Here is a 22836-nt window from a genome sequence, read left to right as displayed (position 1 = left end):
CCCAGGCGTCTGGGCCGGGGTTGACGGCCGGGGCCCCGGCAAAGTCGTGAGGGTCTCCGGCTTGGCGGGGCCCTGGGATACGCGCGTTGCCCGCACCGTCGGCCCCTGCCGGGTCGGTCTGCCCTGCGTTGGTCCCTATGGAGCTGCCCCGTTTGTGCGGTCGGTGGAGCGGGAGCGTGGACGGGGCAGCTCCATAGGGACCGAAGGGCAGGTCCCCGAGACCGGGTGGGGGCGTATTCGTCAGGCCGCCGCCCGACTGCCTGGTGCACGGGGCGGTATGGGGCGGTGCAGTGGCGACCTCACGGGGCATGTGCGGGAGGGGGGACATGACTGAGGACCGGCGAGACCGAGGCCCCGGCCAGGATCTCGGGTCACCCGCAAGGAGCGGAACGGAATCTCCGGATCGAGGCCAGCAGTTCGACACACCTACGTTGTTTTCGAGACCAGAGATGGCGGGTGGTCGCGGCATGAACACGACCACCCGCCTTCAGCTCTCAGTGGTCGGAGAAATCGACGGGTGTCAGTAGGACTCGCGCGGGGTGTGGGTCGACCGAAGGCACTCGTAGTCGACGATCAGCATGACCCGGTAGCGACCGAGCGTCGCCATCCTTTCATACATCGACTCCACCTGATCGAGAGTGGGACGTCCGATGAAACCCACCTCCAGCGAGTACGGATGGCTTTTGAACGGTTCCAGTTCGGCCGGGTCAAATGTGAGCCATACCCTCCACAGGTCGTTTCCGCCGGCGTACATTTCCTGACCCGAGCCCTCCCGTTTCAGGTCGAAGCCGAGGGCCTGGCCCAGATGGCGGGCCAACTGGTCGAGCCGAGACTCAGACCCGTCCGCCACGCCGAGCATCAACTCCACTTCCACACTCGCCACTCCCTTGTCGGCCGGTGTTCATTCGGGATTCATGAACCCGTCCCGCGCCGGCCACGGAACAGGCCCCCGGCGTATGCCGAGGGCCTGCGGGTCGAGTGGGGTCAGCCGACGCGCTTCGCCAGGTCGACGAGGCCGCGCCACGCGGCCGGCGAGAAGGAGAGGGTTCCGCCGTCGCGGTCCTTCGTGTCGCGGACGAGGACGACGCCGGGCAGGTTGTCGGCGACCTCGACGCAGTCGCCGCCGTTGCCGCCGCTCTTGGTGCTCTTGCGCCACTGCGCGCCGGTCATGTCCATGCTGCTGCCGCTTCCCTCAGGAGGTCCAGGGACTGCGACCGGGACAGGGCCTCGCCCCGGATGCGTTCCCACCGTCGTTCGAGAGTAGCAAGCTGGGACGCCTGATCGATGATGTGCGCCTGGGCCTGGCTGTCCACGTGTGCCACCCGCGTCCCGCCGGGAAGCTCGGCGATCGTGAATGGGCCGTCGAGCCCCGGATAGGTCGGGGCGTCGCGGGGAACGATGTGCAGTTGGACGGTGGGAAGCTCCGCGCAGGTCGCCAGGTGGGCGAGCTGGGCCGTCATGGTCGCCCGCCCGCCGGCCGCCGCCCGTCGGATCACCTGCTCGTCGATGACAACGACGGTCAGCGGCGCTTCGTCGCAGGTGAGGATCGCCTGCCGGTTGATACGGGCCGCGACCAGGTCTTCGACCTCGGCCGGCGGTAGTGGCTGCCCGTGGAACGTGGCGCGCGCGTACGCCTCGGTCTGTAACAGGCCCGGAACCCACGCGAGCTGGAAGGCCCGCAGCGCCACCGCCGCGCGCTCGATGTCGACCCACGGCCGGAACCACACCGGTTCGCGTCGCAGGGCATCCGGCCACAGCTCGGCAACGTCCTTTCCGAGTATCTTCGCAATTTCGGCACGGTGCCGGGTCTGCGGAATGCGCCCCGGGTTGGCCCAGCGGGCGACGGTCTTCGGGTGAATCCCAATGCGACCCGCCAAGCTTTCGGAGGTCTCGCACGCCTCCGCGAGGGCCGCGACGAACGCATGATTCATGCCTGAGTCCCTTCAAGAGCAAACAGAACGTCCGAAAGAAATCATCTAACGCTGTGTGATTGCTCCGCAACCCTCGGCAGGCTGTCATTAGGACGGCGTGGGTTGGCAGGCAGTAAGTGCGCCCCGGCCCGCGTTCGTCGAGGGGGCCGCCCGGTCCTTCCGACCCACCCGAGCGGGTGGCCCCCTCTCCAATCTCCACGGACAGGGGAATCACCGTGCCGAACCGAACAGGACCTCACCCCGGAAGACCGTGGTGAGCGCCCGACCGATCCAACCGGGCGACGTGCTGCGACTGACCCGCGCCGCGAGCCCGCAGTTCGTCAAGCCGATCACCGTGCGGGTCATCCGCGAGATGAAGAACCAGCACACGTACCACGGCTGGACATGGGTCGAGGCGTACGAGCTGAATACCGCAGGCGACGCGGTCGCGAAGCGCGAGCTGTTCGTGCTGCGTGAAGGGCTGCACCGGCTCGCCGCGCCCCTGCGGCAGGCCACGCCGGTCCGGGGCGCGAGCCCCACCCGGGCGTCCTGATGCCCCGCCCGCACCTGCCGATGCGGCCCGCCTGGCTCTGCCGGGTCTGCGCCGCGCAATGGCCCTGCCCGGCGGCGCAGCTCGACCTGGCCACCGAGTTCCACGGCCACACCGTCGCGCTCGCCTTCTACCTGGCCGCCATGATGCACGACGCCATGGACGACATGTACCGACTCGGCGGCCACCCCGACAGAACGGCGATGCACGCCCGGTTCCTCGGCTGGCTGTCCCTGACACGCCGGCCACGCCGCACCGAACGCCACTGACCGCGCGCCGCCCCTTCTGCCCGCCGACGCTCCCTTAATTCCGGCAAAACCGCCCATAGGGCCGCGAACTGGCGTCTGATCGCTCATAGGCGCTTCCCTCGGCGCGCACGGCTGCCACCTCGACCGGGAGCGCGGGTGCTCGTACTGCTGATCCTTCACCTCGTGGCGGCGCTCGTCGCGCCGCTGCTGGTCCGGTGGTGGGGGCCGCGGGCCTGCTACCCGCTGGCGCTCGCGCCGGCCGCCGCGTTCGGCTGGGCGCTGGCCCGCACGCCTGTGGTGCGCGACGGCGGCGCGGTGGTCGAGACGTACCCCTGGGTGCCGCAGCTACGGCTGGAGCTGGCCTTCCGGATGACCACCCTGTCCTGGCTGATGACCCTGCTCGTCGGCGGCGTGGGGGCGCTGGTGCTGGTCTACTGCGCCCGGTACTTCTCCGCCGGGTCGGCGGGGCTGGCCCGGTTCGCCGCCGTGCTGGTCGCGTTCGCCGGCGCGATGCTCGGCCTGGTGCTCTCCGACGACCTGCTGCTGCTCTACGTCTGCTGGGAGCTGACCACGATCTTCTCGTACCTGCTGATCGGGCACAGCACCGAGCGGCGGTCCAGCCGCTGGGCCGCCGCCCAGGCGCTCATGGTGACCACCCTCGGCGGGCTGGCCATGCTGGTCGGGTTCCTGATGCTCGGCCGGCACGCCGACGGGTACCGCTTGTCCGCCATCGCGGCGGCCGACCTGCCGCACGGCGGCTACCTGGCCACGGCCGTGCTGTTGGTGCTGGCCGGGGCGCTGAGCAAGTCGGCGGTGCTGCCGTTCAGCTCCTGGCTGCCGGCGGCGATGGCCGCGCCCACGCCGGTCAGCGCCTACCTGCACGCGGCGGCGATGGTGAAGGCCGGCGTCTACCTGCTCGGGCTGCTCGCCCCGGTGCTCGCGGCGGCCGGGCCGTGGCGGCCCGTGGTGGTCACCGCCGGGCTGCTCACCATGCTGGCCGGCGGGTGGGCGGCGCTGCGCCAGACCGACCTGAAGCTGCTGCTGGCGTACGGCACGGTCAGCCAGCTCGGACTGCTCACCGTGGTCCTCGGGGCGGGCACCCCGCAGGCCGCGCTGGCCGGTACCGCGATGCTGCTCGCCCACGCCCTGTTCAAGGCGGCGCTCTTCCTCGTCGTCGGCGCGATCGACCACACCACCGGCACCCGGGACCTGCGGGAGCTGTCCGGGCTCCGCCGGCAAGCCCCACTGCTGGCCACGGTCGGGACGCTCGCCGCGGCCTCGATGGCCGGGGTGCCCCCGCTGGTCGGCTTCGTCGCCAAGGAGGCGGTGCTCGCCGCGTTCACCGACCACCCGCTGGTCCTCGCCGGGCTGGTCGCCGGGACCGTGCTGACCGTCGCCTACAGCGCCCGCTTCGTCTGGGGCGCGTTCGCCGACCGGCCGCCCCTCGCGCCCGTCGAGCCGGACCCGGTTCCCGTCGCCATGCTGGGGCCGCCGGCCCTGCTGGCCGTCGCAGGGCTCGTCGTCGGGCTGCTCGCCGGCCCGCTGGGCCGCCTGCTGCGCCCGTACGCCGAGCTGCTCGGCCCGGTCGACGAGGGCCTAGCGCTGTGGCACGGGCCGACCGCCGCGCTCGGCCTCTCCGCCCTGGCACTCGGCGGCGGAGCGGTGCTGTTCGCGCTGCGCGGCCCGCTCGCCCCCGTGGTGGAGCGGGTCCGCGCGCCGGTGGACGGCGCCCGGGGGTACGAGTGGCTGACCCACCAGTTCGACCGGATCGCCATCGAGGTCACCAGCGTCACCCAGCGCGGGTCCCTGCCCCAGTACCTCGGCACCATCCTGATCGTCCTGGTGGTCGTGCCCGGCGGGGCGATGCTGGCCGCGCGCCCCTGGCGGCAGGGGATCGTCTTCTGGGACAACCCGTTGCAACTGATGGTGGGGCTGGTCATCGTGGTGGCCGCGTTGGTGGCCGTCGGCGCCCGCCGCCGGCTCACCGCGATGTTGCTGGTCGGGGTCACCGGCTACGGCATCGCGATGCTGTTCGTCCTGCACGGCGCGCCGGACCTGGCGCTGACCCAGTTCCTGGTGGAGAGCTCCACCATCGCGGTCTTCGTGCTCGTGCTGCGCCGGCTGCCCGAGCGGTTCTCCGCCCGTCCGCTGCGCCGCAGTCGCTGGGTACGCCGCTCGATCGGCGTGGCCGTCGGCGTGGTGCTCGGCGGGTTCTCCCTGGTCGCGGCCGGGGCCCGGACCGCGCCGCCGATCTCGTTGGCCTTCCCGGACCTGGCGGTCGCCGCCGGGTACGGGCGCAACGTCGTCAACGTGACCCTGGTCGACATCCGGGCCTGGGACACCATGGGCGAGATCTCGGTGCTGGTGGTGGCCGCGACCGGGGTGGCCAGCCTGATCTTCGAGCGCTCCCGGACCGGTCCCCGCCCGCGCCGCCCCCGCCGCCCCGAGACGCTCCGCCACCCGGGGCCGCAGCGGCCGGTCTGGTTGCGCGGCGGGCCGACCCTGCGGGAGCACCGCCGATCGATCGTCTTCGAGGTGGTCACCCGGCTGCTCTTCCACACCATCGTGCTGTTCTCCCTGTTCCTGCTCTTCGCCGGTCACAACGCGCCGGGCGGCGGCTTCTCCGGCGGCCTGGTGGCCAGCCTCGCCCTGGTCGTGCGCTACCTGGCCGGCGGCCGGTACGAGCTGGCCGAGGCGGCCCCGGTCTCCGCCGGCACGATTCTCGGCGCGGGCCTGGCCGTGTCGGTCGGCACCGGCGTGGCCGCCCTCGTCGCCGACCGGTCCGTGCTGGAGAGCGTGAAGATCGACCTCGTGCTGCCCGGCGTCGGAGACCTCCACGTCGTCTCGTCGCTCCTCTTCGACATCGGCGTCTATCTGATCGTGGTCGGCCTGATGCTGGACATCCTGCGCAGCCTCGGCGCGGAGATCGACCGGCACATCGAGGCGGCCGGCCAGCGCGAGCGCGGGCTGGTCGTCGACCAGAAGGGGAAGCTGCGGTGAACGGAACCGGGACGACCATGGTGCTGGTGGTGGTCGTCGGTGTGCTCGCCGGCACCGGCGTCACCCTGCTGCTGGAGCGCAGCCTGACCCGCATCCTGCTCGGCGTCATCCTGCTCGGCAACGGGGTGAACCTGCTGGTCCTGCTCGGTGGCCGATCCGGTGCGGCCCCGGTGGTCGGCACCGGCCCGGTCGACCGGATGAGCGACCCGCTGACGCAGGCGATGGTGCTCACCGCCATCGTGATCACCTTCGGGCTCACCGCGTTCCTGCTCGCCGTCGCGTACCGCAGCTGGTACCTGCAGGGCAACGACGAGGTGCAGGACGACCTGGAGGACCGCCAGGTCGCCGAGTTGGCCGCTCGCAACGAGCTGCCCGCGCCCGACCTCGGCGGCGAGGGGCCGGACAACGACCCGGAGCAGGTCGCCCCGGAGCCGCACCTGCGCCGCCTGCGGCGGACGGAGGAGCCGTGACCGGTCACCAGGCGCTCGTGCCGCTGCCGGTGGTGGTGCCCCTGCTGGGCGCCGCGCTCACCCTGCTGCTGACCAACCGGCCCCGGCTGCAACGCGATGTCAGCGTGGTCGGGTTGAGCACCAGCCTGGTGGTCGCCGTGGTGCTGCTGGTCGAGGCGTACCGGCACGGGCCGGTGGTGGTGCGGATCGGCGGATGGCCCCCACCGGTGGGGATCGTGCTGGTGGCCGACCAACTCGCCGCGCTGATGGTGGTGGTCTCCTCGGCGGTGACGCTGTGCGTGCTGCTCTACTCGATCGGCCAGGGGCAGGGGGAGACCGGCGAGTCGGCCCCGCTGACCATCTACCACCCCACCTACCTGGTGCTCACCGCAGGCGTGACCAACGCCTTCCTCGCCGGCGACCTGTTCAACCTCTTCGTCGGCTTCGAGATCCTGCTGGCCGCGAGCTTCGTGCTGATCACGCTCGGCGGCACGGAGGTCCGGATCCGGACCGGGTCGATGTACGTGGTGGTCAGCATCCTGTCCTCGATGATCTTCCTGGCCGGGGTGGGCCTGGTGTACGCGGCCACCGGCACCCTCAACATGGCCCAGCTCGCCCAGCGGCTCGACGCGCTGCCGGACAACGTACGGCTCTGCCTCCAGCTCATGCTGCTGCTGGCGTTCGGGATCAAGGCGGCGGTGTTCCCGCTGTCGGCCTGGCTGCCGGACAGCTACCCGACCGCGCCCGCGCCGGTCACCGCGGTCTTCGCCGGCCTGCTCACCAAGGTCGGCGTGTACGCGATCATCCGCACCGAGACCCTGCTCTTCCCCGGCGGCCAGGTCTCCGGGCTGCTGATGGTGGTGGCCGGGCTGTCCATGGTGATCGGCATCCTCGGCGCGGTCGCCCAGTCGGACATCAAGCGGATCTTCTCGTTCACGCTGGTCAGCCACATCGGCTACATGATCTTCGGGGTGGCGCTGAGCACCGTCGCCGGGCTGGCCGGGGCGATCTTCTACGTGGCGCACCACATCACCATCCAGACCACCCTGTTCCTGGTCGCCGGGCTGGTCGAGGAGCGGGCCGGCAGCACCGACCTGCGCCGGCTCGGCGGGCTGGCCCGGGTCGCCCCACTGGTCGCGGTGCTCTTCTTCGTGCCCGCGATGAACCTCGCCGGCATCCCGCCGTTCTCCGGGTTCCTCGGCAAGTTGGGCCTGCTCCAGGCCGGGGTGGCGGTCGGCGGCCCGCTGCCCTGGGTGCTGGTCGCCGCCGGCACCGCCACCAGCCTGGTCACCCTCTACGCCGCGTCCCGGGTGTGGAGCATCGCGTTCTGGCGGGAGCCCCGGCTGGCCACCACCGAGCCGACGGTCCGGCTGCCCGCCCTGATGGTCGGCGCCACCGCCGCCCTGGTGGTGCTGGGGCTGGGATTCACCGTGGCCGCCGGCCCGCTGTTCGGGGTCAGCACCGACGCGGCCACCGACCTGCGGGCCCGCACCCCGTACGTGCGGGCCGTGCTGCCCGGCGGAGTGCCGTGACCGGGGCCCGCCGCCCGGACTCCTCCGACGGCCCGCGGCCCACGGGCGGGCCGGCCCCCGGACGGGACGGCCCGGACGGGCCGTCGGCCCGGGGCCGGAACCGGGCCGTGCGGTGGCGGGACCGGTTGACGGCCCTCGCCTGGATGGTCGGGGTCTGGAACCTGCTCTGGGGCCGGCCCTCCTGGGGCAACCTGCTGGGCGGGCTGCTGGTCGGCGTGGCCGTGCTGGTGTTCTTCCCGCTGCCGCCGGTCACCTTCGGCGGCCGGCTGCGCCCCTGGGCGCTGCTCGTGCTGGCGGGCCGGTTCGTCACGGAACTGGTCGGCGCCAGCGTCCACGTGGCCCGCGTCGCCGTGCAGCCCGGCTACCTGCCCCGCGGCGCCATCATCGCGGTACGTCTGCGGGTGCGCACCGACCTGAACCTGGCGCTGACCGCCGAGGCGATCTCGCTGGTCCCCGGCACCCTGATCATCGAGGTCGACCGGGAGCGCGGCCTGCTCTACGTGCACGTGCTCGACGTACGCGGCCCGGCGGACCTGACCGACAGCCGGGACCGGGTCCTCGCCACCGAGGCCAGGATCGTCCGCGCGATCGGTTCCGCCGCCGAACTCCGCCTGCTGGACACCCCGGCCCCGGACGTGCCCGCCCCGGCCGTCGCAGATCCCGACCCTCCCACCGACAGGGGGCCAGACCAGTGACCTTGCTGCTCGCCGCCGTGCTCACCGTGCTCTTCTCGGTGACCGCGCTGCTCGCTCTGACCCGGCTGTACCGGGGCCCCTCGCTGCTGGACCGCGTCGTCGCGGCCGACGTGCTGCTCAACACGATGGCCGGCGCGGTCGGGGCGGAGGCGGCGGTAAACCGGCACGCCACCACCCTGCCGGTGCTCGTGGTGCTGTCCCTGCTCGGCTTCGTCGGCGCGGTGGCCGTGGTCCGCTTCGCGGTCCGGGAGGAGTCGTGAGCGCGGGCGCGGTCGCCGACTGGCTGGGCGCGGCCTGCCTGGTCGCCGGCGGACTGCTCAGCCTCGCCGCCGGGATCGGCGTGCTGCGCTTCCCGGACGTGCTCGACCGGATGCACGCGGCCACCAAGCCGCAGGTGCTCGGCGTGCTGCTGCTGCTCGTCGGGGTGGCGTTGCGACTGCGCACGGCGTCCGACATCGGCATGATCGTCCTGGTCGCGGTCTTCCAGTTGGCCACCGCGCCGGTAGCCGCCCAGATGGTCGGCCGGGCCGCGTACCGCTCGGGCCGGGTCGACCGCTCCCTGCTCGACGTCGACGAACTCGCCGAGGAGCGGTGAGGGCGTCCCTCAGCGGGCGCTCAGCCGACGCCGATAAAATGGGCCACATGATCGACTCTTCTGCCCAGGAGGGCAGCAGTAGCCAGCCGGGTCGCGCCCGGCATCTTCCCGTCCCGACGGCCCCGGGAGCCCTGAGCGACCCGTGTTGATCGTCGTAGGACTCGTCCTCATCATCGTTCTCACCGCCGCCACGGGCTACTTCGTGGCCCAGGAGTTCGGCTACGTCGCCGTGGACCGGGGGCGGCTCAAGCAGCTCGCCGCCGACGGCGACCAGGCCGCCTCCCGGGCCCTCGAGGTGACCGGTCGGCTCTCCTTCATGCTCTCCGGCGCGCAGCTCGGCATCACGGTGACCGCCCTGCTGGTCGGTTACGCCGCCGAGCCCTACCTGGGCGCGGGGCTGGCCGAGCTGCTCGACGTGGCCGGGGTGTCCACCGCGGTCGCCCTGCCGCTGTCCGTCGTGCTGGCCCTGCTCATCGCGACCGTCGTGCAGATGGTCCTCGGCGAGCTGGCCCCGAAGAACCTGGCCATCGCCCGAGCCGAGCAACTGGCCCGGGCGTTGAGCCGGTCCACCCTGATGTACCTGAAGGTCGCCGGGCCGGTGATCACGCTCTTCGACAAGGCCGCCGTCCGGCTGCTGCGTCGGATCGGCATCGAGCCGATCGAGGAGCTGCCCAGCGGCGCCACCCCGAAGGACCTCGAACAGATCATCGCCGAGTCCCGGGAGGAGGGGCACCTGAACGCCGAGATGTCCGACCTGCTCGACCGTGGGCTCGACTTCCGGACGCTGACCGCCGGGGAGGCCATGGTGCCCCGGGTCGACGTGCACACCGTCCGGGCACACGAGCCGCTGAGCCGGGTGGTGGAGCTGCTCGACACCGGGCACTCCCGGTTCCCCGTCCGCGGCACCGAGGGCGTCGACGACCTGGTCGGCGTCGTCGGCATCGCCGACGTGCTGGCCGTGCCCCCGGCCGAGCGCGCGACCACCCCGGTCAGCGCGGTGGCCGGGCCCCCGCTGCTGGTGCCGGAGACGCTGCCGCTGCCGACGGTGCTGGATCGGCTCCGGGTCGGGCACCGACAGCTCGCCTGCGTGGTCGACGAGTACGGCGGCTTCGCCGGCGTGATCACGCTGGAGGACATCGCCGAGGAGCTGGTCGGCCCGATCCGGGACGAGGACGATCCGCCGGATCGGGCCCCCGCCCGGCAGGACGACGGCTCCTGGGTGGTGCCGGCCCGCTGGCGGATCGACGAGGTCGCCGACAGCACCGGCATCGCCCTGCCCGAGGCCCCCGAGTACGACACCCTCTCCGGGCTCGTCATGCGCGAGCTGGGCCGGGTGCCCGAGGTGGGCGACCGGCTGGAGATCGCCCTGGTGGCCGACGGCGACGCCCGGACCGAGCGGCGCGCCCTGGTCGAGGTGCTCGCGGTGGACCGGCACGTCGCCGACTCGGTGCGGCTCCGGCTCACCGGGGTCACCGCGGGCGAGGGGGAGGCGGCATGAGCCCGGGAGTTGCGCTCATCGTCTCCGTGGTGCTGCTGGCGCTGAACGCGTTCTTCGTGGCCGCCGAGTTCGCGCTGGTGGCCAGCAAGCGGTACCGGCTGGAACAGGCCGTCGCCGAGGGCGGCGGCCGGGGGGCCCGCGCGGCCCTGGACGGCGTGCGCGAGCTGTCCCTGATGCTGGCCGGCGCGCAGCTCGGCATCACGCTGTGCACGCTGGGCCTGGGCGCGTTGGCCGAGCCGGCGATCGAGGGCCTGCTCAGCCCGCTGCTGCACGCCGTGGGCCTGCCGACGGCGGCCAGTCACATCGTCGCGCTGGTGTTCGCCCTGACCCTGGTCACCTTCCTGCACCTGGTGGTCGGCGAGATGGCCCCGAAGTCCTGGGCGATCACCGACGCGGAACGCTCGGCGACCCTGCTGGCGCTGCCGTTCCGGGCCTTCGCCCGGGTGGCCCGGCCGGTGCTGTCGCTGCTCAACGCCCTGGCCAACGCGATCCTGCGGCTGGTCCGGGTGAACCCGCAGGACCAGCTCGCCCAGGTGCACGGCCCGGCCGAGCTGCGCATCCTGCTGGAACAGTCCCGCGAGCACGGGCTGCTCGGCGCCGAGCAGCACCAGTTGCTCACCAGCATGCTGGAGCTCCAGGGCACCACGGTCGCCCAGGTGATGGAGCCGTTCGACCGGATCGTCACGGTCCGCCGGGACGATCCGGCGGAGCGGATCGAGGAGGTCTCCCGGGACAGCGGCCGGTCCCGGCTGGCGGTGCTGGACTCCGGCGGCGAGGTGTGCGGGCTGGTGCACGTCCGGGAGGCCGTGCGGGCCACCACCACCGGCCGGGCGGCCACCGCCGGCGAGCTGATGAGCGCCGCGTTCACGCTGCCGGGGACGGCGTCGGTGACGGAGGCGGTGACCGCGATGCAGGGCCGGCAGGCCCAGCTCGCCCTGGTCCGCAACGGCGGCGGACCGACCCGCCCGATCGGCTTCGTGGCGCTGGAGGACCTGCTGGAGGAGGTCATCGGCGAGTTCGACGACGAGACCGACCCGGTGCCCAGGGGCCGCCGGCTGCGCTGAGGACCGTCCGGGGGCCGGTCCGGCGACCAGCCGGGCCGCCGCCGGCGTCCGCGCCGGTCCGGCAGGACTGTCCGGCCGCCGACCGGGAAAGCCGTGCCACCACCGAGGGGTACGGAGGGAGCGGCGTGCGGCTGACCGGGGTGTCGCCGGAGTCCGGCCGGACCGGGCTCGCGGTGCACACCACGCTGGCGAACCCGAGCACCCGCCCCGGGTTGCGGCTGCCCGGGCGGGTGACGCTGCACGCCGGTCGCGACGACGTCCCCGTCCGGCGGCTCCGGCTCGGCCTGGTCACCCAGGTCGAGCCGGACGACCCGGGCGCCCCCCGCCGGCTCGTGCAGTTCCACCAGGTGCCGATCGCCGGGGCGTTCGTGGTGCCGGCCGGGCGGCGGCGGGCGGTCGACTTCGCGCTGCCCCTGCCCTGGGAGACCCCGGTCACGATCTTCGGTGGGGTGCCGCTGATGAGCCTGCGGATGGGCCTGCGCACCGAGGCGTCGGTCGACGTCGACCTGGAGCAGGGCGCGATGGTCCCGATCTTCGTGCACCCCCTGCCGACCCAGCAGCACATCCTCGCCGCCCTGGACGCGCTCGGGTTCAGCCTGCGCCAGGCCGGCCTGGCCGCCGACCGGCTGCCCGGGGTGGAGCAGGCGCTGCCGCTGCACCAGCGGCTCGGCTGGTGGGTCGCGCCGCTGTACGCCGGCCCGATCACCGAGTTGGAGGTGATCTTCGTGGCCAACTCCGCCGGCCTGGAGGTGATCCTCTGGGCCGACCGTCGGCTCTCCCTGGCCGGGGTCACCCACCAGAGCATCAGCCGGTTCCGGGTCTGGCATGCCGGCGCGGACCGGGCCGACTGGGTCGCCGTGGTGGACGGCTGGCTGCGACACGCGATCAACCGGCACGCCGCGGCGGCGGCGCACGGTCACTGGTCGGCCCGGATCAGCGAGTCGGCGCACGTGAGCCGCCGGCCGGACCAGCCGGTCCGGCCGGGCTACGGGCTGGGTGGCACCGCCGGCGGCGCGGGCATCGGCGGGGGCGGGGGCGGCGGCGACGGCACCTGAGCCGGCACGCCGCCCCCGGTGGTGGCGCTGGCGGGCGGGCGGTCGTGCCCTCCTACACCGAGGCGGTGGCGAGCTTGACGCTGAAGCCGAGGAAGAGCGCGGCCACCCCGGTGGTCGCCCCGGCGGCCAGCCTGCGGCGCTGGCGGAACTGGGCGGCCAGGTACGTCCCCGCGAAGATCAGCATCGTCAGGTACAGCACGCTGGTCACCTCGGCGATCAGCCCGAGCAGCAGGAACGACAGCGCCGGCCAGGCGTACCCGGGGTCGACGAACTGGATGAAGAACGAGACGAAGAACAGGATCGCCTTCGGGTTGAGCAGGCTGATCACCAGCGCCCGCCGGAACGGGCTGCGCAGCTCTGCCGGCTCGGCGGCGTCGATCAGCCGGGGCGCGGCCGGGTCGTTGCGGTCCCGCCAGCGCCGCAATGCGCCGAGCAGCATCGCCAGCCCGACCCAGCCCAGGTACGCCGCGCCGACGTACTTCACCACCAGGAACAGCGGCGGGTACGCCTGGAGCAGCGACGCCACCCCGGCGGCGGAGAGGACCATCAGCACCGAGTCGCCGAGGAACACCCCGGCGGCGGCCCGGTAGCCCGTCCGTACCCCGCGTTTGGCGGCGGTGGAGAGCACGAAGAGTGAGTTCGGGCCGGGGAGCAGGATGATCGCCACGGTCCCCAGCAGGTATGTCCAGATGTCGGTGATGCCCAGCACGCCCGACATCATTGCGCCGGGGCCGGCGCAGGGGAAACCCATTCCCGCAGCATGGCCTGTGCATTCGGCCACTCGTCGACGATCATCGAATACTGGACGGTGTCCCGCCAGGAGCCGTCGGGCCGGATGCGGTGCCGGCGCAGCACCCCCTCCCGGGTGGCGCCCAGCCGCTCGATGGCCCGCTGCGAGCGCTCGTTGCGCAGGTCGGTGTGCCACACCACCCGCTCCGCGCCCAGCTCCTTGAAGGCGCGGGTGAGCAGCAGCAGCTTCGCCTCGGTGTTGACCCCCGTCCGCCACCAGGGCCGGCCCAGGTACGTGTACCCGATGGCCACCGTCCGCAGCGCCGGGTCGACCTCGTAGAAGGAGGTGGTGCCGACCGCCGTCCCGGTGACCGCGCACCGCTGGACCCAGGGCACCCGCTCGCCCCGGTGGTGGGCCGCGAGTGCCGCCCGGATCAGCTCGGCCGTCCCGGCCGGATCGGCCGGCTGCGGCCAGCCCAGGTGCCGCCACACCTCCGGATCGGCGGTGGCGGCGTGCAGTTCGTCGGCGTGCGCGAGGTCCAGCGGTTCGAGCACGACGTGCGCGCCCCGCAGGGTGGCCGGCTCCAGCCACGGCGACCGTTCGGCCCGCAGGTACGCCGGCAGCGGCGCGGTCACTCCGGGGGCCGGCTCGGCCGGCCCGGCGGTCAGCCGCAGCGGCAGCACCCCGGCCCAGTGCGGCAGGTCCAGGTCGGTTTCGTCGTCGCGCACCCCGCCGGCCCGGGACCGGACGGACACCTCGCGCAGCGGCAGCGCCAGCACGGCCGTCTCGGCGAGTTCCCGGCGGCTCGGCGGCCGGCTGTCCGCGCTGCGCCCGGCGGCGGCCTTCTCCACCAGGGCGGTCATCGCGGCGGCCTTCTCCCCGGCGTCGGTGACCAGGTGCGCGGTGCCGTGCGCGACCACCGACCGGTAGTTGGCACTGTGGTGGAACTGCGAGCGGGCGTAGACCAGCCCGTCGAGCAGGGTCACCGCGACGCAGACCGGCAGGCCGTCGCCCCGGGCGGCGAGCATCGACGGGCTTCCGGTGGAGCCGTGCAGGTAGAGGGTGTCGCCGATCCGGACGTGCAGGGTGGGCAGCACCCGGGGCTCGCCGTCCACGGTGAACCCGAACGCGCAGTGGTACGCCTCGTCGATGACGGCGTGCGCGGCGGCCCGGTCGTAGCTCATCCGGTCGCGGGTGCGGGTGGCGGTGGTCCGGGGCGTGGGTGGGTACATGCGACAGCCCGCCTTTGTTCTAGTACAATACCAAAATTGTGTCAGCACATTATCAGGTGAGCGGTGGTACGGCCGCCGAGATCTCGGCCAGCGTGGAATCGGGCATCCGGTCCGGCGAACTGCCGGCCGGGGCGGCGCTGCCGCCGGTGCGGGCCCTCGCCGCCGAGCTGGCGGTCAGCCCGGCCACGGTCGCCCGCGCGTACCAGGAGCTGCGTCAGCGCGGGCTGCTCGCCACCGCCGGCCGGCACGGGACCCGGGTGCGCCCCCGGCCGCCGGTGGCCACCCGCCGGGCGTTGCGGCCGAGCCCCGCCCTCGGCGCCCGCGACCTGTCCCGCGGCGAGCCCGACACCCGGCTGCTCCCGCCGCTCGGCCCGCACCTCGCCGCCCTCGCCGCCGAGTTCGCCGCCCCCGTGGGGTACGCCTCGGCCGGCGTCCTGCCCGAACTGGCCGCCGAAGCCCGGGAGCGGCTCGCCGCCGACGGGGTGCCCGCCGACGAGCTCACCGTGACCGGGGGCGCGCTCGACGGCATCGAACGCCTGCTCGCCGCCCACCTGCGGCCCGGCGACGCGGTCGCCGTGGAGGACCCGGGCTGGGCCAACCTGCTGGACCTGGTCGCCGCGCTCGGGCTGCGCGCGATCGGCGTCCCGGTCGACGACGACGGGCCGGTCGAGGCCGGGGTACGGGCCGCCCTGGCCGCCGGGGCGCGGGCCCTGGTGGTGACCAGCCGGGCGCAGAACCCGACCGGGGCGGCCGTCTCCGCCGACCGGGCCGCCGCGCTGCGCGCCCTGCTCGCCGGCCGCGCCGGCCTGCTGCTGATCGAGGACGACCACGCCGCCGAACTGGCCCGGGTGCCGCTGCACCCGCTCGCCGGGGCCACCCCGACATGGGCCTTCATCCGGTCGGTCAGCAAGCCGTACGGCCCCGACCTGCGGCTCGCGGTGCTGACCGGCGACGAGGCCACGGTGGCCCGGGTCGCCGGCCGGGCCCAGGCCGGCGCCGGCTGGGTCTCCACCGTGCTGCAACGCCTCGTGCTGGCGCTCTGGCGTGACCCGGCCACCGCCGCGCTGGTGGACCGGGCCGGCGAGAGCTACGAACGCCGCCGGGGCGACCTGCTCGCCGCCCTGGCCGCCCGCGGCCTTACCGGTCACGGCCGTACCGGCATCAACGTCTGGCTCCCCGTGCCGGACGAGACCAGCGCCGTCACCGCGCTGCGCGACGCGGGCTGGGCGGTCGCCCCGGGCGCGCTGTTCCGGATCGCCGCCGAGCCCGGGCTACGGATCACGGTCAGCTCGCTGGCCGCCGCCGAACTCCCGGCGCTGACCGCCGCACTGGCCGCTGCCGTCCGCCCCGTCCCCCCGTCCGGTTTCACCGCCTGACCCGCCGGGCCGAGATAGCTCAAAGGCTCTCCCAGTGCTTCTCACCTGAGGGCTGAGCCTTCTTGCGATCTCAGAGAGTGTTCGATCGGGTTGGGCGCGCTCGGCTTGCCTCGCCGACAGCCGCCCGCTTCCTCATGCCGACGGTGTGGTCGGAGGCTGAGCCGGCGGGGACGCGCGCCGCGTCAGCACAACGATCCCGCTCACGGCCGTGACCAGCAACGCCACCACCTCGACTGGGATGGCCAGCACGAACGGAAATCTCCATGTCTGTGCCAGAAACGTCCCCGCCACGGCCCCCAGACACAGCGTCAGCACGACCGCGCCGGCTACGAGCGACGCCACCCACACGCGCCGCGCCCCCGTCTGCGCGACCAGCACGGCCGTGACGCCCCAGGCCAGACCGGCCCCGAACCCGGTCACCGCGCGGCCGAGCAGTAGCGAACCGCTTCCTGGGGCAAGCGCGGTCAGCAGTGTTCCGAGAACCAGCAGCACGATCGCGGACAAGGTGACGGAAGTGGGCCACCGCCGGCCGACGAGAGCGCTGACCGGAACCGCCAGCACTGCAGGAAGCAGGTACGCGACGAAGATCCAAAGCATCGTTGAGGTCGGCAGACCCATGGCCCGCTGGATCGCGGCCAATGCCGGCCCGACAGTGACGGCGAGCAGGAAGGCGCCCACCGACGCGGCAAGTGCTGGTCCGATCACCAGCCACACTGGGCGGACGCCGGAGCGTGGGCCATCCGAGGGAACCTGGTTGGCGGTGCCGGGGAGGGGCGGGGTCACTTGGGCAGCATATGGCCCCTGGGCAGTGCGGCAGGTACCGGTATCAGCGGCTGGCGCGATCTGGGCCGGAACTATGAGTGGGCGGTTGGGAAGTTGTGTCCTTTGTGGGCTCGGCGGTGGGGCAGCGAGGATGTCGGTTGGCCGCGGACCGATGCGTGAATGTGAGCCGCGCCCGGGCCGGCTGGCGGCGAGCGAGGACGTGTCGGGCGGGGGTGCCCGCGTGGGCGCGGGGATGGAGGGTAAAAAGATCGCCATGACCGACAAGACCGACACCGCCCCTGGTGCGCAGCAGTTCATCCCGCCGCGGGCCGACACCATCGACGAGTTGCGTGCCGCCGCGCGCGGTTGCCGGGGCTGTGAGCTGTACCGGGACGCCACCCAGACCGTCTTCGGTCGCGGCGACGAGGCCGCCCGGGTGGTGCTGGTCGGCGAGCAGCCCGGCGACCTGGAGGACCAGAAGGGGCTGCCGTTCGTCGGGCCGGCCGGCCGGCTGCTGCGCCGGGCGGTCGACGACGCCGGGCTCGACCCGAGTCAGCTCTATCTGACGAACGCCGTCGCGTTCCGCCCTGTAGATGCTGCTGTCTGCGCTGCGCCGGTTTGCTCACGGCGGCGCTCGCTTGGCCCGTCAGGAGCCGAGTGGGGCCGCCTACGTTGAACAGCGACGAAAGATTCGATTGAAAAATTTCCCGTGAAACTTGTGGTGCGCGTGAGATATCGATAGATTCGTTCCATGACCGGTCCCGGTGTCGATGGGGTCGTGCGTGATCTAGGGTTTTCGCGCGCGGTCCTTGCCGCGCTAATCCCTTCGCTGGTGAGGCGAATCCGGGCTGCCAAGGCAGCCATCGAGGCGATGAATGTGCTCTACCCCGAGCAGGTTTCCAACCTCGCTGGCGATCCTTCCGCCCCTGACCTGGGTCAGGTCGATGAGTGGCTGATCATCGGACGCACCGCCGACGGCCGCGAAGTTGTGACTCTTCCAGTGCCTCACGAGCGTAAGCCAGCTAGCGTTCAACATCGATCTCGACCCGGAGTGATGGAGGCTAGCCCTCTGGCTGCAGAGGGCGCACTCACCACTGATGATCAACTAGAAGCCTTGGCGAGCGCTGCGGCCGGCACTACGGGCAGACCAGTCGAGGCGGAGCCGGTAGAGATCCGCGTGTTGTCGGATTGGGCCCTTTCGTATCTGAGAGAGCACCCGGGGGAGCATTTCAGTGTGCGTCGCCTGCGCGAGGTTGCTCTCGCGCGGTTGAACCTGAGTTCGGAACAGGTTGAGCATGACAGGTTCCGTCTCGCTCTGATTGAGGCGCGAACTCAGGATTCCGCGTTGGTTCAGCCGAACCGCAAGGCGTGGATGTATCGACGAAACGCAAGCGTGTCATCAACTGAGCGTGACGAGTGAGCAAAGTGTTGTGGAGGCGTCTGCATCCCAGCCTCACTACCACCACCAGGGGGCGCGCACCCCCAGCTGGCTCGCTGCCACCCGAAAAATCCCTCCGAGTGAAAGGAGGTCCCCCGTGCGACGTCACGGCCGAGGACCACTGGGGCCGGGCGGGGCCTGGAAGAGCGGACAGCGTGTGGAGCGGAGCGGGATCTACGCCGATCAGTATGGCGTTCAGTCCGTGCACTGGATCCACTCAACCTTCCCTCCCTGTATCGGGAGGAAAGGTGAGGGAGCGCTTCGTCAGCTCGTTCGGGCCCTACCAGACCATCAGCTAGCTGCATAGGACGCGCGTCGGGATCGGTGTTGCACCACCGGTCCCGACGCCCATGCTGCCACAGCAGCGAGGCCAGGGCATGACTCCCCCTAATTTGTGCCCGGTACGCAATACTCGAAGCCGTGGCGGGTGCCCGGTCTGTATCCAACCGTGTGCTTTGAGTCAAGCATCGGACCGCAATGCGCCGATCAAGGCCTTTTCGGTGGGTGTGTCTACAAACCTCGCCGACGCCCATCAGGCTGCTGGCCTAACGTATGCATCTACAAACCCAGAAGTACGCGGTCAAGCACTTCCGCTTCGAGCTGCGCGGCAGGCGGCGCATCCACCAGACCCCGGACCGGGTGCACGTCACCGCGTGCCGGCCCTGGCTGGTGGCCGAGTTCGCCCGGCTGCGCCCGGACGTCGTGGTGGTGCTCGGCGCGACCGCCGCGAAGGCGCTGCTCGGCCCCGCGTTCCGGGTCACCCGGCAGCGGGGCTCGCTGATGCCGTGGCCGGCCTCGGCCCAGCACCCGGAGGACTTCGCCCGGGTGCCGGTCGACTCCGCCGGGAAGGTCGCCGACGCCCCGGCGGCCCGGCTGCTGGCCACCATCCACCCGTCGGCCGTGCTGCGCGCCGACGACCAGGACATCGCGTACGCCGGCCTGGTCGCCGACCTCACCGTCGCCGCCGGCGCCCTCTCCGCCTGACCGACCCGCCCATCCACCCAGGATGCTCTCCCGGGTCGATCCTGGACAGTTGTCGTCCCCGGGGCCGCCTTCTGCCCGGCGACGGCGATCGGAAGTTCGGCCTGTGGCAGACCAGGGTGCCGGCCGGGGCCGGGCTGCGCAAGGATGGGGCAGCCCACCGCCCCTTACCGGGAGCCCACCGCCCTTCCCGAGGAGTCCCGATGGCCACCGACCTCACGGCGCCGGCCCCGAGCCGGATCGACGTCGCCCCGATCCAGCGCCGGACGGTGCGGTTGCTCTTCGTGACCCAGATCATCGGGGGTGTCGGCGTCACCATCGGCGTCACGGTCGGGGCGCTGCTCGCCGCCCGGATCGCCGGCACGGCGGTCGCCGGCCTGGCGCAGAGCGCCGGGGTGGTGGGCGGCGCGCTGCTCGCCGTCCCGGTCACCCGGATCATGACGGGGTACGGCCGCAGACCCGGCCTGGTCACCGCGTACCTGGTCGGGGCCGCCGGGGGCGTGCTGGTGGTGCTCGCCGCGATGACCCGCCAGGTGCCCCTGCTCTTCCTCGGCATGCTGCTGTTCGGCGGCGGCACGGCCGCCAACCTCCAGGCCCGCTACACGGCCGTCGACCTCGCCGAGCCGGCCCGCCGGGGCCGCCAGCTCTCCGTGGTCGTCTGGGCCACCACGGTCGGGGCGGTGGCCGCGCCGAACTTCGCCGCGTTGGCCGACCGGACCACCCGGGGCTGGGGCCTGCCGCCGCTGGCCGGCCCGTTCGCGTTCAGCGCCGTGGCGTTCACGCTCGCCGCCGGCGTACTGCTGGCGCTGTTGCGGCCGGACCCGCTGCTCACCGCGCGCCGGCTCGCGGCGGCCGAGGCCCCCGAGGCGGCCGGGGAGCCGGCGGCGATCGGCCGGCGCGGGGCGGGCATGCGGGCGGCCTGGCGGGTGGTCCGCGCGCGGCCGGCGGCCCGGCTGGGCATCGCCGCCGTCGCGGTCGGCCACCTGGTGATGGTCGCGGTGATGTCGATGACCCCGGTACGCCTCGGCGAGTACCACTCCGACGCCGCCGTGCTCGGGGTGGTCGGGGTCGTGCTCAGCCTGCACATCGCCGGCATGTACGCGCTGTCCCCGGTGGTCGGCTGGCTCACCGACCGGCTCGGCCGACGCCCGGTGATCCTCGGCGGCCTGGCGGTGCTGCTGGCGGCCTGTGCGGTGGCGGGCGTCTCCGGGCACCACACGGCGGGGCTCTCGGTCGGCCTGGTCCTGCTCGGGCTGGGCTGGTCCGGGACGATGGTGGCCGGCTCCACCCTGCTGTCGGAGTCGGTGCCCACTGCCGTTCGGCCCAGCGTGCAGGGGCTCTCCGACCTGACGATGGGCCTGGCCGGGGCCGCCGCCGGCGCGCTGAGCGGGTTCGTCATGCAGGTGGCCGGGTATCCGACGCTCACCCTGCTGGCGGCGATCGCGACGGTGCCCCTGCTGGCGCTAGCGTTGCGTCCGGCGTCCGTACCGGCGCCGGACGAGGAGGACCGACAGTGCGGCTGACCGACTTCTGGACCCGGCTGGAGGAGGTGTTCGGGCGGGGCTACGCGGCCAGCATCGCCTCGGACCAGGTGCTGTCCCAGCTCGGCGGGCGGACCATCGAGCAGGCGCTGAGATCGGGTGAGCAGACCCACGTGGTGTGGCGGGCGGTGGTCGCCGCGTACCCCGACCGGGTGCCTGCGCGGCTACGCTGAGCAGCCATTTCTTCCGGTCCGCGTGTCGCTTGCCGACTCGTACACCTGTTCGGCTATTGTCCACAGCGTGGTGCTCGTCCACAGCTCACGGCCGGTCGGCTGGTTTTCTGTCGGACCCAGCGCCTAGCGTGTCCGCGTGACGAGAAGCTCAGCAGCAAAGACGCCGGCGAAGGCAGGGGTGGCAAACATGGCGGCAGGGCCCGACCGGGAGAAGGCGCTCGACCTTGCTCTCGCCCAGATCGACAAGCAGTTCGGCAAGGGCTCGGTGATGCGGCTGGGGGAGCGGCCGGTTGTCCAGACCTCGGTCATCCCGACCGGTTCCATCGCGCTCGACGTGGCGCTCGGCGTGGGCGGTCTGCCCCGCGGCCGGGTCGTCGAGATCTACGGCCCGGAGTCCAGCGGTAAGACGACGGTGGCACTGCACGCGGTGGCCAACGCCCAGCGGGCCGGCGGCATCGCCGCCTTCGTCGACGCCGAGCACGCGCTCGACCCGGACTACGCGAAGGCCCTCGGCGTCGACACCGATGCCCTGCTGGTCTCCCAGCCGGACACCGGCGAGCAGGCGTTGGAGATCGTGGACATGCTGGTCCGCTCCGGCGCGATCGACATCATCGTGATCGACTCGGTGGCGGCCCTGGTGCCGCGCGCCGAGATCGAGGGCGAGATGGGCGACAGCCACGTGGGCCTCCAGGCCCGGCTGATGAGCCAGGCGCTGCGGAAGATCACCGGTGTGCTCAACAACACCGGCACCACGGCGATCTTCATCAACCAGCTCCGCGAGAAGATCGGCGTGATGTTCGGCAGCCCGGAGACCACCACCGGTGGCCGGGCGCTGAAGTTCTACGCCTCGGTCCGGCTCGACGTGCGCCGCATCGAGAGCCTCAAGGACGGCACCGACGTGGTCGGTAACCGCACCCGGTGCAAGGTCGTGAAGAACAAGGTCGCCGCGCCGTTCAAGCAGGCCGAGTTCGACATCATGTACGGCAAGGGCATCTCCCGGGAGGGCTCGCTCATCGACGTGGGCGTGGAGCAGGCGATCATCCGCAAGTCCGGCGCCTGGTACACGTACGACGGCGACCAGCTCGGCCAGGGCAAGGAGAAGGCCCGGGAGTTCCTCAAGGAAAACCCGGACGTGGCGGCCGAGATCGAGAAGAAGATCCTGGAGAAGCTCGGCGTCGGGGTCGGCGCGGGCGACGCCGCCGGTGGCCCGGAGCTGCCGCCGGTCGACTTCTGACCGGTAGCTGACCAGTGGCAGGACGACGCGCCCGGACGGGGCGGGGCTGGGATGCCAGCCCGCCCCGGTCGGGCGATGCCGACACTCCGCCCCGTCCCCGGCGTGGCCGCCCCGAACCGGCGACCGACCCGGAGGCCGGCGGACAGGCCCCGTCCCGGGACGAGGCCGAGGTGGCGCGGGAGATCTGCCTGCGCCAGCTCGCCCTGCGCCCGCGCACCCGGGCCGAGCTGGCCGCCGCGCTCGTCAAGCGGGGGATCTCCGAGGAGGTTTCCGCCGCAGTGCTCGACCGGTACGACGAGGTCGGCCTCATCGACGACGCGGCCTTCGCCCGGGCCTGGGTGTCCAGCCGGCACGCCGGCCGAGGGCTGGCCCGCCGGGCGCTCGCCAACGAGCTGCGCCGGCGCGGCGTGGACGGCGAGGTGGCCACCGAGGCGCTCGGCGAGCTGGACGAGGAGACCGAGGCCGAGACGGCCCGGGTACTGGTCGAACGGAAGCTGCGCACGGCCCGGGGCGAGCCGGACGCGGTGTTCCGCCGGCTCGTCGGCATGCTCGCCCGCAAGGGCTACCCGCCCGGCGTGGCGATCCGGGCGGTGAAGGACGCGCTCGCCGCGCAGAGCGACGAGGCGGCCGAGTTCGCCGACCGGATCGACGCCGACGCGCTCGCCGACGCGGAGGGCGACGTCGACCGGGACAGCCGTAGCCTCGACTGACCGGCGCGGCCGGCCGTGTGGGATGTCCGGCGGAGGTGGTGGGCGTCCCTGTGGGGTTCGTCA

General features: G+C 72.9%; 24 protein-coding genes and 1 pseudogene. 19 read left to right on the top strand and 6 right to left on the bottom strand.

All coding sequences use genetic code 11. From position 1 onward, the window contains the following. Positions 1-520 precede the first annotated feature (520 nt). The 3 genes from ABT023_RS14245 to ABT023_RS14235 form a co-directional block, all read right to left on the bottom strand. The gene (locus ABT023_RS14245; RefSeq protein WP_350885307.1) at positions 521-874 is read right to left on the bottom strand and encodes a hypothetical protein; all 354 of its coding nucleotides are present in this window, start codon (positions 872-874) and stop codon (positions 521-523) included. A 110-nt stretch (positions 875-984) separates the two neighbouring features. Then, a complete protein-coding gene (locus ABT023_RS14240; protein WP_350885305.1) occupies positions 985-1170 on the bottom strand; it encodes a DUF397 domain-containing protein in 186 nt (61 codons plus the stop codon). Next, on the bottom strand, positions 1167-1931 hold the full coding sequence (locus tag ABT023_RS14235; RefSeq protein ID WP_350885303.1) for a Scr1 family TA system antitoxin-like transcriptional regulator: 765 nt from the start codon (positions 1929-1931) through the stop codon (positions 1167-1169). The genes ABT023_RS14240 and ABT023_RS14235 overlap by 4 nt, the downstream gene beginning before the upstream one ends. A gap of 253 nt (positions 1932-2184) precedes the next feature. On the opposite strand from ABT023_RS14235, the gene ABT023_RS14230 reads away from it, so the two are divergent. The 11 genes from ABT023_RS14230 (at position 2185) to ABT023_RS14180 (ending at position 12596) form a co-directional block, all read left to right on the top strand. After that, the gene (locus ABT023_RS14230; protein WP_350885301.1) at positions 2185-2463 is read left to right on the top strand and encodes a hypothetical protein; all 279 of its coding nucleotides are present in this window, start codon (positions 2185-2187) and stop codon (positions 2461-2463) included. Continuing rightward, positions 2463-2729 carry a hypothetical protein gene (locus tag ABT023_RS14225; protein ID WP_350885299.1) on the top strand — a complete coding sequence of 89 codons (267 nt, stop codon included), beginning with the start codon at positions 2463-2465 and terminating at the stop codon, positions 2727-2729. Before ABT023_RS14230 ends, ABT023_RS14225 begins: the two co-directional genes overlap by 1 nt. Positions 2730-2864: 135 nt before the next feature. Beyond that, on the top strand, positions 2865-5708 hold the full coding sequence (locus tag ABT023_RS14220; protein ID WP_350885297.1) for a Na+/H+ antiporter subunit A: 2844 nt from the start codon (positions 2865-2867) through the stop codon (positions 5706-5708). A gap of 17 nt (positions 5709-5725) precedes the next feature. Further along, positions 5726-6178 carry a Na(+)/H(+) antiporter subunit C gene (locus ABT023_RS14215; RefSeq protein WP_350885398.1) on the top strand — a complete coding sequence of 151 codons (453 nt, stop codon included), beginning with the start codon at positions 5726-5728 and terminating at the stop codon, positions 6176-6178. Next, complete coding sequence (locus ABT023_RS14210) at positions 6175-7689, top strand: Na+/H+ antiporter subunit D (protein ID WP_350885295.1); 1515 nt, start codon at positions 6175-6177, stop codon at positions 7687-7689. The genes ABT023_RS14215 and ABT023_RS14210 overlap by 4 nt, the downstream gene beginning before the upstream one ends. After that, on the top strand, positions 7686-8384 hold the full coding sequence (locus tag ABT023_RS14205; protein WP_350885293.1) for a Na+/H+ antiporter subunit E: 699 nt from the start codon (positions 7686-7688) through the stop codon (positions 8382-8384). Before ABT023_RS14210 ends, ABT023_RS14205 begins: the two co-directional genes overlap by 4 nt. After that, positions 8381-8644: an MrpF/PhaF family protein gene (locus tag ABT023_RS14200; protein WP_350885291.1), complete on the top strand. Its 264-nt coding sequence runs from the start codon at positions 8381-8383 to the stop codon at positions 8642-8644. Before ABT023_RS14205 ends, ABT023_RS14200 begins: the two co-directional genes overlap by 4 nt. Then, positions 8641-8979 (top strand): monovalent cation/H(+) antiporter subunit G, encoded by a 339-nt coding sequence (gene mnhG / locus ABT023_RS14195; protein WP_350885289.1) that lies wholly within the window; start codon positions 8641-8643, stop codon positions 8977-8979. Before ABT023_RS14200 ends, mnhG begins: the two co-directional genes overlap by 4 nt. A 142-nt stretch (positions 8980-9121) precedes the next feature. Then, entirely contained in the window at positions 9122-10477 is a 1356-nt protein-coding gene (locus ABT023_RS14190) for a hemolysin family protein (protein WP_350885287.1), read from the top strand. Then, positions 10474-11541 (top strand): hemolysin family protein, encoded by a 1068-nt coding sequence (locus tag ABT023_RS14185; RefSeq protein ID WP_350885285.1) that lies wholly within the window; start codon positions 10474-10476, stop codon positions 11539-11541. Before ABT023_RS14190 ends, ABT023_RS14185 begins: the two co-directional genes overlap by 4 nt. A gap of 125 nt (positions 11542-11666) precedes the next feature. Next, positions 11667-12596 (top strand): sporulation protein, encoded by a 930-nt coding sequence (locus tag ABT023_RS14180; protein ID WP_350885283.1) that lies wholly within the window; start codon positions 11667-11669, stop codon positions 12594-12596. 52 nt (positions 12597-12648) lie between these two features. On the opposite strand, the gene leuE is transcribed toward ABT023_RS14180, so the two are convergent. Then, complete coding sequence (gene leuE / locus ABT023_RS14175; protein ID WP_350885396.1) at positions 12649-13317, bottom strand: leucine efflux protein LeuE; 669 nt, start codon at positions 13315-13317, stop codon at positions 12649-12651. Further along, positions 13314-14558, bottom strand: a complete 1245-nt coding sequence (locus tag ABT023_RS14170) for a bifunctional pyridoxamine 5'-phosphate oxidase family protein/GNAT family N-acetyltransferase (protein WP_350885281.1) — start codon at positions 14556-14558, stop codon at positions 13314-13316. Before ABT023_RS14170 ends, leuE begins: the two co-directional genes overlap by 4 nt. Before the next feature lie 38 nt (positions 14559-14596). On the opposite strand from ABT023_RS14170, the gene ABT023_RS14165 reads away from it, so the two are divergent. After that, positions 14597-15934 carry an aminotransferase class I/II-fold pyridoxal phosphate-dependent enzyme gene (locus ABT023_RS14165; RefSeq protein ID WP_350885279.1) on the top strand — a complete coding sequence of 446 codons (1338 nt, stop codon included), beginning with the start codon at positions 14597-14599 and terminating at the stop codon, positions 15932-15934. Positions 15935-16066: 132 nt separating this feature from the next. On the opposite strand, the gene ABT023_RS14160 is transcribed toward ABT023_RS14165, so the two are convergent. After that, positions 16067-16717, bottom strand: coding sequence for an MFS transporter (locus ABT023_RS14160; RefSeq protein WP_350885277.1), 651 nt, complete (start codon positions 16715-16717; stop codon positions 16067-16069). Between the two features lie 253 nt (positions 16718-16970). On the opposite strand from ABT023_RS14160, the gene ABT023_RS14155 reads away from it, so the two are divergent. From ABT023_RS14155 to ABT023_RS14125, 7 genes and pseudogenes are all read left to right on the top strand, one after another. Continuing rightward, a complete protein-coding gene (locus ABT023_RS14155; RefSeq protein WP_502890668.1) occupies positions 16971-17372 on the top strand; it encodes a uracil-DNA glycosylase family protein in 402 nt (133 codons plus the stop codon). Between the two features lie 75 nt (positions 17373-17447). Next, positions 17448-18116, top strand: coding sequence for a hypothetical protein (locus ABT023_RS14150; RefSeq protein ID WP_350885275.1), 669 nt, complete (start codon positions 17448-17450; stop codon positions 18114-18116). 594 nt (positions 18117-18710) lie between these two features. Continuing rightward, positions 18711-19118 (top strand): annotated as a pseudogene (locus ABT023_RS14145) (uracil-DNA glycosylase family protein); the annotation flags it as partial. Positions 19119-19318: 200 nt separating this feature from the next. Then, positions 19319-20638: an MFS transporter gene (locus ABT023_RS14140; protein ID WP_350885273.1), complete on the top strand. Its 1320-nt coding sequence runs from the start codon at positions 19319-19321 to the stop codon at positions 20636-20638. Further along, entirely contained in the window at positions 20629-20829 is a 201-nt protein-coding gene (locus ABT023_RS14135) for a DUF3046 domain-containing protein (protein WP_350885271.1), read from the top strand. Before ABT023_RS14140 ends, ABT023_RS14135 begins: the two co-directional genes overlap by 10 nt. A 187-nt stretch (positions 20830-21016) precedes the next feature. Next, positions 21017-22063 (top strand): recombinase RecA, encoded by a 1047-nt coding sequence (gene recA / locus ABT023_RS14130; protein WP_350885269.1) that lies wholly within the window; start codon positions 21017-21019, stop codon positions 22061-22063. 14 nt (positions 22064-22077) lie between these two features. Beyond that, on the top strand, positions 22078-22773 hold the full coding sequence (locus ABT023_RS14125; protein ID WP_350885267.1) for a regulatory protein RecX: 696 nt from the start codon (positions 22078-22080) through the stop codon (positions 22771-22773). Positions 22774-22836: the final 63 nt, after the last annotated feature.

It is taken from the genome of Micromonospora sp. NPDC002296 (assembly GCF_040296145.1).
In the GTDB taxonomy this organism is placed as follows: domain Bacteria; phylum Actinomycetota; class Actinomycetes; order Mycobacteriales; family Micromonosporaceae; genus Micromonospora.
The sequence above is the reverse complement of the archived record's forward strand: the minus strand, read 5'-3'. Positions and strand labels throughout refer to the sequence as shown.